General features: G+C 36.9%; 13 protein-coding genes and 2 tRNA genes. 2 read left to right on the forward strand and 13 right to left on the reverse strand.

Features of this window, described 5'->3' with window-relative positions; all coding sequences use genetic code 11:
- Positions 1-6 precede the first annotated feature (6 nt).
- The 3 genes from LOK41_RS16330 to LOK41_RS16340 all read right to left on the reverse strand — a co-directional run bounded on the left by LOK41_RS16330 (position 7) and on the right by LOK41_RS16340 (position 745).
- Positions 7-97, reverse strand: a tRNA-Ser gene (locus LOK41_RS16330).
- Between the two features lie 3 nt (positions 98-100).
- Positions 101-175: transfer RNA gene (locus LOK41_RS16335), tRNA-Asn, on the reverse strand.
- A gap of 105 nt (positions 176-280) precedes the next feature.
- Positions 281-745, reverse strand: coding sequence for a SprT family protein (locus tag LOK41_RS16340; protein ID WP_241817446.1), 465 nt, complete (start codon positions 743-745; stop codon positions 281-283).
- A 256-nt stretch (positions 746-1,001) separates the two neighbouring features.
- Here LOK41_RS16340 and cmpA point away from each other — a divergent pair, with 256 nt between their 5' ends.
- The gene (gene cmpA / locus LOK41_RS16345) at positions 1,002-1,118 is read left to right on the forward strand and encodes a cortex morphogenetic protein CmpA (RefSeq protein ID WP_174103523.1); all 117 of its coding nucleotides are present in this window, start codon (positions 1,002-1,004) and stop codon (positions 1,116-1,118) included.
- Between the two features lie 109 nt (positions 1,119-1,227).
- On the opposite strand, the gene LOK41_RS16350 is transcribed toward cmpA, so the two are convergent.
- The 6 genes from LOK41_RS16350 to acpS form a co-directional block, all read right to left on the reverse strand.
- Positions 1,228-3,396, reverse strand: a complete 2,169-nt coding sequence (locus tag LOK41_RS16350; RefSeq protein WP_241817447.1) for a Tex family protein — start codon at positions 3,394-3,396, stop codon at positions 1,228-1,230.
- A gap of 64 nt (positions 3,397-3,460) precedes the next feature.
- Positions 3,461-3,811, reverse strand: a complete 351-nt coding sequence (ndoA, locus tag LOK41_RS16355; protein WP_003194532.1) for a type II toxin-antitoxin system endoribonuclease NdoA — start codon at positions 3,809-3,811, stop codon at positions 3,461-3,463.
- 4 nt (positions 3,812-3,815) lie between these two features.
- A complete protein-coding gene (locus LOK41_RS16360) occupies positions 3,816-4,103 on the reverse strand; it encodes an antitoxin EndoAI (protein ID WP_000004571.1) in 288 nt (95 codons plus the stop codon).
- Positions 4,104-4,353: 250 nt separating this feature from the next.
- Positions 4,354-5,523: an alanine racemase gene (gene alr / locus LOK41_RS16365; RefSeq protein ID WP_174103521.1), complete on the reverse strand. Its 1,170-nt coding sequence runs from the start codon at positions 5,521-5,523 to the stop codon at positions 4,354-4,356.
- Positions 5,524-5,643: 120 nt separating this feature from the next.
- A complete protein-coding gene (locus LOK41_RS16370) occupies positions 5,644-6,594 on the reverse strand; it encodes a LolA family protein (RefSeq protein WP_174103525.1) in 951 nt (316 codons plus the stop codon).
- A gap of 156 nt (positions 6,595-6,750) precedes the next feature.
- Positions 6,751-7,110, reverse strand: coding sequence for a holo-ACP synthase (gene acpS, locus LOK41_RS16375; RefSeq protein ID WP_174103520.1), 360 nt, complete (start codon positions 7,108-7,110; stop codon positions 6,751-6,753).
- A 92-nt stretch (positions 7,111-7,202) separates the two neighbouring features.
- Here acpS and LOK41_RS16380 point away from each other — a divergent pair, with 92 nt between their 5' ends.
- The gene (locus LOK41_RS16380; RefSeq protein ID WP_241817448.1) at positions 7,203-7,763 is read left to right on the forward strand and encodes a rhomboid family intramembrane serine protease; all 561 of its coding nucleotides are present in this window, start codon (positions 7,203-7,205) and stop codon (positions 7,761-7,763) included.
- A gap of 3 nt (positions 7,764-7,766) precedes the next feature.
- Here the strand turns inward: LOK41_RS16380 and uvsE are convergent, their stop codons facing one another.
- From uvsE to LOK41_RS16400, 4 genes are all read right to left on the reverse strand, one after another.
- A complete protein-coding gene (gene uvsE, locus LOK41_RS16385) occupies positions 7,767-8,729 on the reverse strand; it encodes a UV DNA damage repair endonuclease UvsE (protein ID WP_241817449.1) in 963 nt (320 codons plus the stop codon).
- A gap of 92 nt (positions 8,730-8,821) precedes the next feature.
- The gene (gene cshA, locus LOK41_RS16390) at positions 8,822-10,384 is read right to left on the reverse strand and encodes a degradosome RNA helicase CshA (protein ID WP_241817450.1); all 1,563 of its coding nucleotides are present in this window, start codon (positions 10,382-10,384) and stop codon (positions 8,822-8,824) included.
- A gap of 305 nt (positions 10,385-10,689) precedes the next feature.
- Positions 10,690-12,066, reverse strand: a complete 1,377-nt coding sequence (locus tag LOK41_RS16395; protein WP_241817451.1) for a UDP-N-acetylmuramoyl-tripeptide--D-alanyl-D-alanine ligase — start codon at positions 12,064-12,066, stop codon at positions 10,690-10,692.
- Positions 12,067-12,127: 61 nt separating this feature from the next.
- On the reverse strand, positions 12,128-13,213 hold the full coding sequence (locus tag LOK41_RS16400) for a D-alanine--D-alanine ligase (protein ID WP_241817452.1): 1,086 nt from the start codon (positions 13,211-13,213) through the stop codon (positions 12,128-12,130).
- Positions 13,214-13,439: the final 226 nt, after the last annotated feature.

The following is a 13,439-nucleotide window of genomic DNA, read 5'->3' on the forward strand; positions in this document are numbered from 1 at the left end:
TATGAATGGCAGAGAAGAAGGGATTCGAACCCTCGCACCGCGTTAGCGATCTACTCCCTTAGCAGGGGAGCCCCTTGAGCCACTTGGGTACTTCTCTGTATGGCTCCGCAGGTAGGACTCGAACCTACGACCGATCGGTTAACAGCCGATAGCTCTACCACTGAGCTACTGCGGAATAAAAAAGACAATTTACATCTTATATAAATACATATTATTAGTCAAGTCATTTATACAATATCTTGTACAAACGTGACATGTTTATAATATACTGGATTGCTTTTTAACTGTCAAGGTGTTTTTTTATCTCTTTTAATCTCCCTTTACACTTTCCGCAAACATATCTTTTTGTATTCATTTGACGTCTTCTTACATATTGAAGAGCACATTCTATACATTCATACACATATGTTTTTGACTCTTTTTTCACTCCCGGTATTCTCTTGCAAAATCTAGGGGCTCCAACTTCCTTCAATAACTGACGAAAATCTCCATCACGATGTTGATACCCCTTCCCCATAATATGCAAATGATAATGACACAACTCATGCTTAATAACGCCAATTAATTCTTCTTTTCCATACACTTCATAATAATGATAGTTTAATTCTATATTATGGCTTCGCAACAAATACCTTCCACCAGTTGTGCGTAATCGTTTATTAAACATTGCTTTATGTGAAAAATCCCTCCCGAAATATTGTAACGATATTTCTTCTACAAGTCTTTGAACTTCTTTTTCATTCATTTTATTCCCCCCAAAAACTAAAAATAAACTTACACTTTTCTTCTTTCTTATACATATATTAAATAGTACATATACCCATCCTCATTCAAAAAGTGTAGCTTCTATGAAACACCTTCTCCTTCATTTATTCATAGAACTCCACTAACCAAACTCTTATAAACAGTTCCCAAGACGGAGCTTTTCACTCACTTCAAATCTTTATCTCAGTCCATAGGGGGCTATTTGTTAGAGCCGGATTAAACAAGGAGGGATGCTTATGCCTACATGGCTCCGAAAACAAATGCAACGCGCATATTTCGAAAAAAACCGGTATCAAATTAAGTTACTAAATGAATGCTGGTTTTATTATAGCAAAATACATCAAAATTCCTGATAAAGTGAATGTTTAATCGGCGGGGGCTGAATCCTCCCCCACCGATTAAATCCCCAATAACATCCGTTCATGAAAAAAGAGCAGCGCTATACCTGCCCTCTCCTCATTATTATTCAATAGGTAACATCGATAAGGCAACGCGCCCTTTTTTCATATCAACATCATCCACCCATACCTTTACAATCTGTCCGACAGATACTACATCTAACGGATGCTTCACAAACTGTTTGCTCAGTTTAGAAATATGCACTAAACCATCTTGCTTCACACCAATATCAACAAATGCGCCAAAGTCAACAACATTTCGAACCGTTCCTTCCAACTCCATGCCACGCTTTAAATCTTCTAATTTGAGAATTCCCTTTTTCAAAAGTGGTTTTGGTAATTCATCACGCATATCTCGTTCTGGACTAATTAAAGCATCTATAATATCGATTAATGTTGGCTCACCAATATTCGTGTCTTGAGATAATTTAGAAAGTTCCACTTCCTCTAAACACTTTTGTAAATGTGGTTGTCCTACATCATCAAGCGATAACCCTAGGCTTTTTAATAGTAATTCAACATTTTTATACTGCTCTGGATGAATACTTGTTCTATCAAGTGGATTTTTACCTTCTAGTATACGTAAGAAACCAATACATTGCTCATACGTTTTGGCACCTAAACGTGGTATTTTCTTTAACTCTGTGCGCTTTGTAAATTTCCCGTCTTCTTCACGTTTGTTTACAATATTTTTCGCAACTGTTTTTGATAATCCTGAAACGTATTGCAATAGTGCCACAGAAGCTGTATTCACATTCACTCCTACTTGGTTAACAGCTGTTTCCACGACAAATGTTAAAGAATCATTCAATTTCTTTTGTGATACATCATGTTGATATTGTCCTACCCCAACTGATTTCGGATCAATTTTCACAAGTTCAGCAAGCGGATCTTGCAGACGCCGTCCAATCGAAACAGCACTTCTTTCCTCAACTTGAAAATCTGGAAACTCTTCACGAGCCAAATCAGAAGCGGAATATACACTAGCACCGGCTTCATTAACAATAATATAAAATACGTCTTGCTGTACAAATTGTAAAACATCTACTATAAACTCTTCTGTTTCTCTAGAAGCTGTACCATTTCCAATCGCAATCATCTGAACTTGATATTTGTCTATAATAGAAATAACTTTTGTTTTTGCATCTTCATATTTCCGAACAGGTGGATGTGGATAAATAACATCAATATGCAGAACTTTTCCTGTATCATCTACTACCGCTACCTTACACCCTGTTCGATACGCAGGATCTACCGCTAATACTACTTTCCCCTTCATTGGTGGCTGCAATAATAAATTACGTAAATTCTCAGAGAAAATGTGAATCGCTTGCTCCTCTGCAGTTTCAGTTAATTCTTTACGAATCTCCCTTTCAATTGATGGTTGAATTAATCGCTTATATCCATCTTCAATTGCTAGCTGTACATATAATGCACTTTTAGAAGATTCATCAAGAATCACTTTTTTATGTAAAAATCGAATAATCTCTTCTGTTGGTGGTGCAACAGAAATTTTTAAAACCTCTTCTTTTTCACCACGGTTCATAGCTAATACGCGATGTGGCACAACCTTTTGTAAAGGCTCTTCATAGCCGTAATACATTTCATATATATTTTTTTCATCTTTTTCTTCATCTTTTACAGAGGACGCAACCATTCCTTTTCTAAAGGTGATATTTCGAATCCAGCTGCGGTACGCCGCATCATCTGATACAATTTCTGCAATAATATCTTGCGAAAATTGCAATGCTTCTTGAGCGGACTGCACTTCTTTCTCAGCATTAATAAACTCCTTCGCCTTTTCTTCCGGGTCTTCTTTTGTAAACAGAAGTAACCACTCTGCTAAAGGTTCAAGTCCCTTATCCTTTGCAATTGTCGCTTTTGTTCTTCTTTTTTCTTTATAAGGACGATACAAATCTTCTACTTCTTGTAGCTTTGTTGCAGATACAATATGGCGACGCAGGTCTTCTGTTAATTTTCCCTTTTCATGAATCAGACGAAGAACTTCTTCTTTCCGATCTTCGAGTTGCATCATATATTGCCATCTTTCTAAGATTGCACGAATTTGTACTTCATCTAAAGAACCTGTCCACTCTTTTCGGTAACGAGCAATAAATGGAACTGTGTTACCTTCTTCTGTTAATTGAATAACATGACGAACTTGCTTTTCTGTAAAGCCTAATTCTTTCACTAACATTTTCATTAACGCTTGTCGATTATCTACCATTTCCATATACAACCGAAACCTCCTCTAATAAAAAAAGTTGCCCCTAAAGAGAGCAACTTAAACTGCCGATTTAAAAATCTATTAGTCCTAAACTGATTTGCAAAGCTTCATCTACACGACTCATCATCATCTCATCTAAATGAGTGATTTTGTCTGTTAAACGTTGCTTATCGATTGTTCGAATCTGCTCGAGCAAGATAACTGAATCCCTCTCAAACCCATACTTTTTCGCATCAATTTCCACATGTGTGGGCAATTTTGCTTTCTGAATCTGTGCAGTAATAGCCGCTACAATCACAGTCGGACTAAAACGATTTCCGATGTCATTTTGAATGACAAGAACCGGACGAACGCCTCCTTGCTCAGAACCAACAACTGGGGAAAGGTCTGCAAAATACACGTCGCCGCGTTTTACAATCAAAATATTACCCCCCGCTAACTAAGCGTTCTACTGTATGAGCTGCTTCATACTCTGCTAAGAAAGCTTCAGATGCAATACCAAGATTAATTTTTCCCATTTCAATATACCCACGTCGCATAGATTCATGTTGGTAGCGTTTCTTCGTCTTATGTTGACGCAATAACAGTTGTGTTGCCTGGCAAATTAGTTCATGGCGATTCTTATTCTCTTGTTTTCCAATTCCGTCCAATTCCGTTACCACTTGCTTCGGCAACCGAACCACGATTTCAGTAGTTACACTTGATTCGGACACAAAAATACACCTCCACCGTCAACTACACACCCAAATATATATATGACACCTATTGTAATAATACCATTGTATGGGGCCTGTTGCAAAGACTTCCTTATTCCTTGTTTATGTTTTCCAATTCACAAATAAAACATTCACTCTCTTTTACTTTTTATCTCTTTCTAACAAGAAATAAAGTGAAATCCCCATACGCGGGAACTTCCATCCCTATTGATAACTAGCAGGTACTAGCTGTCGTAAAGTCACTTACTTATATATCATTCAAATAATTTATGACTTCGACAATTTTACCATCTCGAATAAATATACGAGGAACTCGGAAGCTTATTGTTGTAATAATTTCATAGTTAATGGTTCCTGAATACTCTGCAACCTCGGTCGCACTAATACATTGGTCACCCTGCCTTCCGATAAGCGTTACCTTTGTTCCAATAGGAACCTCGCAAGGAAGATGGATCATAAATTGATCCATTGTAATTCGGCCTACAATAGGAACTCTTTTCCCATTCACAAGTACTTTAAACCCTTGCAATCTTCTAAGCCAACCATCTGCATATCCAATCGGTACCGTTGCTATCCACTCTTCTGTCTTCGTTCGATAAGTGATACCATAACTAATCCCATCACCTTTAATAACTTTTTTAATATGAGCAACCGTCGTATGAAGTGAAAGAGCAGGTTCTAATTTAATCGGTAAAAAAGGACGTATTTCCACAGAAGGTGTTAATCCATACATTACAATTCCCAGTCTAACAGCATTGAATGTAATGCCACGGAACCTCATAGTAGCCGCACTATTAGCTGCATGAATAAACTCTGGATTCACTCCAAATTCCTCAAGCCAACTTAACTGCTCCAAAAAAGTATTATATTGCTTATCAAAATAAGAGGTTTCCACTTCGTCTGCTGTTGAAAAGTGCGTATACACGCCTTCCAATTCGAAAAACGGAGCATCTTCTAAGCTACGCAAAAAACCTTTTAATTCTTTGCGCTCCCGAATTCCAATTCTCCCCATACCGCTATCGAAATTAATATGAAAACGTAACGGTACCGAACTATCCCAAATTTCTAGCGCTTTCTCAACCCACTCTCTTTGAAAAACAGTTAATGCCACATCATTTTCAGCAGCTACATTCACAACACGCGGTGACGATGGTCCTAACACTAAAATCGGCGCGGTAATACCTGCTCGGCGAAGCACTAATGCTTCATCCAAAAAAGCAACTGCTAACCGTGTTGCTCCAGCCTCTAATACAGTTTTAGCCACCGGCACATAGTCATGTCCATATGCATTCCCTTTTACTACAGCAAAAATCTCAACACTTTCCGAGATAATTTCTTTAATATGCGTTACATTGTTATAAATAGCATCCAAATTCACTTCTACCCACGTATCACGGTAAAATGATGATTCTTCCACAAAAAACACTTCCTTATATACGATATGCGAAGCTTATTCTTTTATATTCGTCTTTTTAGGAAATCCGTTCTTCAAAACAAGAAAAAACGTGATGCATATACATCACCACGTCTAAGAAGTTTATTTCACCTGTTTTGCCGCAACAGAACGTGCTATCATTAATAATTCATCCGGTTTTAAACCTTTAGACACGAGCATATATTCCACTCCGTTATGCGACCATGTTAACGAGTCTTTTGCTAGAGCACCAATTGTAAAACCAAGATCGACTAACTCTCCACTTACACTTATTGACGCTGAAGCTTCAGCGACCTTCGCCTTTTCTTGTATTAATGTAAAGGATTTCTTATTTCCAGTGTATGTGAGTATTGCACGTTTGCCACTATCTGTCTTTAACTCCTTCTCTTCATTTAAAACCATTCCTTGCGGAGTATCACGTGGATATAGAACAGCAAATGGTTTGTCTTCTTTTACTGTTGTTTGTACATCTACTTGCGCCCTAGACATATTTTGCTTCGTATCAAATGCACCCTTATCAAATTTTGTGTCAAACTTTACTTTTGAAAAATCTACTTTCACAAGAACATTTTGATCATTATCCATCAATTTTACTGAAACAGGCGCTAAATCACTTTTATTGAATTTAATTTCTTGCTTCGGTAGCATATTTTGATGGTGGTAATTCGTTTTTGTCTTAAACACGTAGTATTTATCTGTCTTCTCAAATGAAAGATTTTTCTTATCCTTTAAAATGTCTCTTACAAGTGATTCATATAAGTAAGCCTGACTGCTATTTTGTGGCCAGTCACTTTGAAATCGAAAACTTTTATTAAGAGCTGGTGTTAATACAAACACACCTTCATTATTTCTTAAAATGATTTGACTCTGATCTTTCTTTGTATTTTTTAAATTCACACGATAATAAGAAGGTTCTTTATGCCAAACTTCCACGTTATACTCTTGTGGTTCATTCCCCGTTTTAATAGATAATTTCGCTTCAGCTTGATAACTCTTCATGCCCTTAACCTTCGCTTCTAAATCTCGCACGACATCTTCTTGTTTCTTTTCCATACAACCCGCTAACAAGAAAACGGTCAATAAACCGACAATCACTAAAAATAGCCGCCTTTTCATCCTTTCAGCCCCTTTGCCCCTATAAATGAATGGAAGATATTCCTTCCTTATCGCTAACTCAAATATATGAGACAAAGATATAAAATATGCAGACTAGCGTGACGAGCTTTCTAAAACAACCTGGGCCACTGCAAATTCTCTACTATGACTAATTGATAAATGAATGATATGTTCCGTATTTGCAGTGAGAATCGGCTTGCCTCTATCATCATTTTTTATTTCAATATCTAAAAAGCTCACTTCTTTTCCGATACCAGTTCCAACAGCTTTCGAATACGCTTCTTTCGCTGCGAACCTTCCCGCTACAAATTCTACAAGACGCTTCCCTTTTAATTCAGAAGCAACACTACGTTCCTCCGGAGTTAAAATGCGATCCATAAATTTAAGCTTTCCATCTAGCATTTTTTCAATTCGATCCAGTTCGATAATATCAATTCCAATCCCTATAATCATTTCAAAAGTCCCCTTCTTCTATTTGTCTTCCTTCATTCATATTGTAAGAATAACAGAGAATCTTTCCGATGCAAAAGGAGTGAAAATATAAAATGCCAATATCACATATGCGGACCACCTTACAACCCGTCGTCCTCTCTTTACTTTGCTTGCAACTCATCATGATGATATTAGGGGATTTTTTCTTTTCTGATTTAGCTGCTTACAATGAATATATTTCTGTCGGGGAATGGTGGCGACTTATAACTTCTCTATTTATACATGTAGACTTTCAACACTTTCTTTCCAATAGCATTTGCCTATTTCTGCTCGGTCAATCTATCGAAAAACAGCTAGGTAGCATTCGCTTTCCTATCTTATTTTTCACCGCCGGCATTAGCGGCAATATTTTTTCTTATATGATCATGCCTATCGGATATATTCATGCCGGTGCATCAGGTGGGATTTTTGGTTTACTTGGTGCACAACTTTTTCTTTTATATAGTCGCTATCGTTCTTTTCAACCAAAAGAGTTAATTTTCTTTTCTTCAATTATATTTCTATTACTTCTTTTCACCTTCTTTAATCCTTCCGCTAACCCTATTAGCCATTTAACAGGACTACTAATCGGGGGGATTTGCACTCCATTTTTAACAAAAAAAACGATGGTGTAGAGCTTATTTTACATAAAAGCTCCCACCATCGATTATTTCCACCTCTGATTTTGTACCAAGACCTTGTATTAATTGAAATAAAGCTTCATCCTTCTTTTTGGCTTCAATCATACAATCAATTTGTGGAACACTACCTTTGATTTTCTGTAAAAAAGATAAAAATGCATCTACATCAATAAAATCTGCATGAGCTCTAGGATCATTTCCTTCCCGCGGACTAGAAATATGCATTTTGATTGGCAATAAAGAAGTTTCCCACGTCTCCACTACACGACCCCAATGTTCATACCAATCTTCTTCATCGTTATTCATCATATGATGATGCAAGTCAAACACGACGGGAACCGCCAACTTTTCACCTAGATATAACGTTTCTTTTAAGGAAAAAGTCGTATCATCATTTTCTAACATAATCATTTCTTGAATACTCACAGGAACATTTGACCAATTTTCAATAAAACGTTCTAACGCGAGTTCTTTATCATCATATCCACCACCAACATGTAACACGCAGCGATGCCTCTGCTTTATCCCCATTCCTTTCAGTAACTTCCGATGCATTTGAAGCGTCTTTATTGACTGTTTAAAAATATGTTCTTGCGGCGAATTTAATACCACAAAATGATCCGGATGAAAATCAAGCCTCGTCTTCATCTGATACGCAAATTCCCCTAATTTTTTTAAATTCTCCTTTAAGGGACGAATATAGTTCCAATCCAGCAATTCTTCATGGTTTGCTAAAGGAATTAATTTTGAACTAAGCCGAAAAAAAGATATATCATGTCCCTTATTATGTTTTAATAACCTCAAACAATTTTCTAAATTAGAATTAGCAATCCTCTCAAGTTTATGAATCGCCGCTTCTCGATCCTTCATACGCTGAAACTGTGCGTACGTCATCGTTTGAGACGGAGATGCATTTTTCAAATGTACACTCATCGCTACATAACCAAGTCTTACAAGCATAAAGCCCCTCTTTTCTATACAACCTACTATGTAGTATGTACAATTACATAAATAAAAAAGAGGATATCCTTTTTTGGACATCCTCACTTTTATTAAGCTTGTGGCTTACGGCTATGATGTTTTCTTTCGCCGCGTCCATTTGAAGATCCTGGGCGACCTTGACCTTCACCTTTACGACCACGGTTGCGGTTACCATCACGGTTACCGTCACGATTACGACCATCACGGTTACGATCACGATTACGACCATCTCCGCCACGTCCATCACGACTACGGTTACCATCACGATATCCACTTCCGTTACCACCGCGTTTTTTAGAACCGCCACCTCTTGAAACAACTGGTGGTTCTGATGTTAAAGCGATTGGAGTTGTATCTGGCTCTTTTGTCATCATTTTTAAAGCAGCAGCTACTACTGTTACAGAGTCATTCTCTTCTAACATTTCTTCTGCAATACGCTTATAGTATGATAAGTTATCATTTTCAATTGTACTTTGAAGTTTTTCTGCGATTAAACGTTGTTGACCTTCTAATGCTTCGTCAAGTGTCGGTGCATTCATGCGGTCCATTTTACGTTTTGTTGTACGCTCGATATTTTTTAATTGTCCTGATTCACGTGGTGTTACAAATAGCATTGCAATACCTTTTTTACCAGCACGGCCAGTACGACCAATACGGTGAACATATGATTCTGGATCTTGTGGAATATCAAAGTTGTATACGTGAGTTACACCTGAAATATCAAGACCACGCGCTGCAACGTCTGTTGCAACAAGAACTTCGATAGAACCTTCTTTAAATTTACGTAATACAGACATACGTTTCGCTTGTGTTAAATCACCATGAATACCTTCTGCTGCATAACCACGTAAGTTTAATGCTTCTGATAATTCATCAACACGACGCTTTGTGCGACCGAATACGATTGCAAGCTCTGGAGATTGAATATCTAATAAGCGTGTTAATACGTCAAACTTTTTCTTTTCTTGCACTTCTAAATAGAACTGCTGAATGTTTGGCATCGTTACTTCTTTTGCTTTTACTTTAATGTGTTGTGGTTCAGTCATGAAACGCTCAGCAATACGACGGATTGGATCTGGCATTGTTGCTGAGAATAATAATGTTTGATGCGTTTCTGGCACATCTGTTAAAATTGCTTCAATATCTTCAATGAAGCCCATGTTTAACATTTCATCTGCTTCGTCAAGAACAACCGTCTCTACGTTTTGTAGACGAAGTGTTTTACGGTTAATATGATCTAAAATACGACCCGGCGTACCAACAATAATGTGTGGGTGTTTTTTTAGAGCACGAATTTGGCGGTTAATATCTTGACCACCATAGATTGGTAAAATACGCACACGTTTATGTTTACCAATTTTGTATAGCTCTTCTCCAACTTGAATTGCTAATTCACGCGTTGGCGCGATAACAATACCTTGAACCGATTCTTTATGTGTATCCACTTTATCTAATAGTGGTAATCCGAATGCTGCTGTTTTCCCTGTACCTGTTTGTGCCTGTCCAATAATGTCCTTACCTTGCAATGCATGTGGAATTGTTTCAGCTTGAATCGGTGTAGCCTCTTCAAAGCCCATACTTTCAACAGATTGCAGTAAAGACTCACTTAATCCTAATTCTCGAAATGTTGTCAATGTTACTTCTCCTTTTCTATCCTATACTTATCATTTAAAAAAAGGCGTTTTCCGAAATTGCGGAAAAGCCCTTTTCCTGAATGCTCACGTATATAAACGGGCGTATATTCTTCGCGAAAATACTTCTAAACGTTATTACACTTTATCAATTATAAGTTTTGTATGTGTAAAAAGCAAACCCAACTGTTACCTTATTTCATAATAAAGGGCTTTTTCTTTACTTTTATTTTTCAATTATTTACTGTAAGCGCTTATTAGAAGTTTCTACTATTTTTTCATCTGTCATCCCTATTTATATCCACCAATTATTTCAACATCGTAATAACTTCTTCTAACTTCATTCCGCGAGATGCTTTTACTAATACAACATCTTTCACATCAACAACTGCTTGTAAATCTTTCACAAGCTCTTCTTTATTGTCATATGCTTTTACACGCTCATTAGAAAAGTTAATTTTTGCCCCTTCAGCAATTTGCGCTCCTAATTTACCGTACGTAAATACATAGGAAATTCGAGCTGGATCAATTAATTTTCCCACTTCATAATGAAATTGTACTTCTTGATCACCAAGTTCTAACATATCACCAAGAACAACAACTTTTTTCGAAAATCCATCTAAACCATTCATTAAATGGAACGCTGCTTCCATTGCTGTTGGACTTGCATTATATGCGTCATTAATAATCGTTAATCCACTATCTGTTTTTACAATTTCCATACGCATACCCGTCATTTGAAGTGTTACTAAACCTTGTTTCATTTCTTCCCATGTTATACCGAAGTATTTCGCAATCGCCATTGATGCAAGGGTATTATACACATTATGTTTCCCAAGAACCGGTAGATAAAATACAGCATTCTCATCCTGATTCATCTTAAAGTACGTTCCTGTTGCCTGCAATGTTACAGAAGTTGGATAATAATCATTCGCCATTGCATCACCAAATGTAATCGTCTCAGCAGCTAGATCCATGTTCGGAACACGATTTGTTAAAAGCGGCTCATCACCATTGTATACAAATACTCCACCATCCTGTAATCCTGTAACAATTTCGAGTTTCGCTTCAGCAATCGCATCGCGAGATCCTAAATCCATTAAATGCGCTTCTCCGATATTTGTAATGATTGCAGCATTCGGACGAGCTAACTTAGATAAAAATTCAATTTCACCACGGCTAGACATTCCCATCTCTAATACAGCCATTTCTGTATTTTCTTCTAGATTTAAAATAGTAAGCGGCAAACCGATATGGTTATTGAAGTTACCCTCTGTTTTTTGAACCTTGAATTTGATTGCAAGGAGACTTGTCACAATATCCTTCGTAGACGTTTTACCGTTACTTCCTGTTACACCTATAACTTTCACATCTAACTGATCACGATAGCTTTTCGCTAAGGTTTGTAACGCTTCAAGTGTGTCTTCTACAAAGATCACCGGTATATTCGTAGGAGGATTTTGTACATCCTTTTTCCAAAGCGTAGCTACAGCACCATTTTCAATTGCTTTTTCTACAAAAGAATGACCATCAAAACGATCCCCTTGAATCGGAACATATAAATTACCTTTTTCAATTTTTCGTGTATCGATTGATACACCTTGTACGGTAATTTCAGCATATTCCTCTACTAAACCCGTTCCATTCGTCATTTTCTCTACTTGTTTTAACGTTCGCTTTATCATAAAAACACTCCTTACATAGAGGAAGCACTATTCTTTTGAATAGTGCTTCCTCCTTTTTTTGTTAGATTGTATATTTAATTTTTTGCTTTTCTTCGTGACGCTCAATTGCCAAACGAATCAATTCTTCAATTAATTCTGGATACGGCAAGTCAGTATGTTGCCATAATAATGGGAACATACTAAATGGTGTAAATCCTGGCATTGTATTTACTTCATTAATATATACTTCTCCATCTTTCGTTAAGAAGAAATCAGCTCTTGTTAAGCCCGCACCATCTAAAGACTGGAATGCACGAATTGCATCTCTTTGAATCGTAGCTGACTCTTCTTCTGTCATTTCAGCTGGAATAATTAACGCTGTATCACCATCAATGTATTTTGATTTATAATCATAGAATTCTTTCTTAGGTACAATTTCACCTACAACAGAACATTTCGGCTCATCGTTCCCTAAAACGCCAACTTCCACTTCACGACCAACAATATTTTCTTCTACGATAATTTTGCGATCAAATTGGAATGCTTCTTCAAATGCTTTCTCTAATTCTTCACGATCATTACATTTATTAATACCAACACTCGATCCAAGGTTTGCTGGTTTTACAAAGCATGGATAGCCTAGCTTTTCTTCTACCTTTTCATAAGCTGCTTGTGCATTTTTCTCCCATACACTGCGAATGAAAGATGCGTACTTTGCTTGCTTTAATCCGGCTTCCGCGAAAATATTTTTCATAACAACTTTATCCATACCCGCTGCTGATGCTAATACACCGTTACCAACGTATGGGATATTCATTAATTCTAATAATCCCTGTACCGTTCCGTCTTCACCGTTTGGCCCGTGTAACAATGGGAAAATAACATCAATTGTATCTTCCTTCTCAGAAGAAACAGGAATGATTTCTGTGCCTAATGATAATGGAGAAATTGCATTTTCCTCTCCGTTCATTTGTAATGCTTGCACACTTGTTACTTCACCTTCAATACGTTCACCACGCATCCACTGGCCTTGCTCTGTAATATAAATTGGATGAATCTCGAATTTATCTTGATTTAATGCTTTAATAGCAGCAAGAGCTGTTTGTAATGAAACTTGATGCTCTGCTGATTTTCCACCATATAATAAACCTAATTTAATTTTCGTCAATGAAATCACCCTAACCAATTGTTTTCATTTTTCTATTTTAGCACTTTTTATAAAAATAGGTAGTTCCTATTTGAAATAAAATGAAACTTCCATGAGTGATAGGCCCGTTTCCTTCATTATATCTTTTAAGCAATAATTCTAATCTCCTTGCACTTTCTTACAATAAATCCCATCCCATATTCTAGTTATGTACCTAAAATATATGAAGAAACGCTTCTTTTGGTGT

The organism is Bacillus sp. TL12, assembly GCF_022625245.1.
Classification (GTDB): Bacteria; Bacillota; Bacilli; order Bacillales; family Bacillaceae_G; genus Bacillus_A.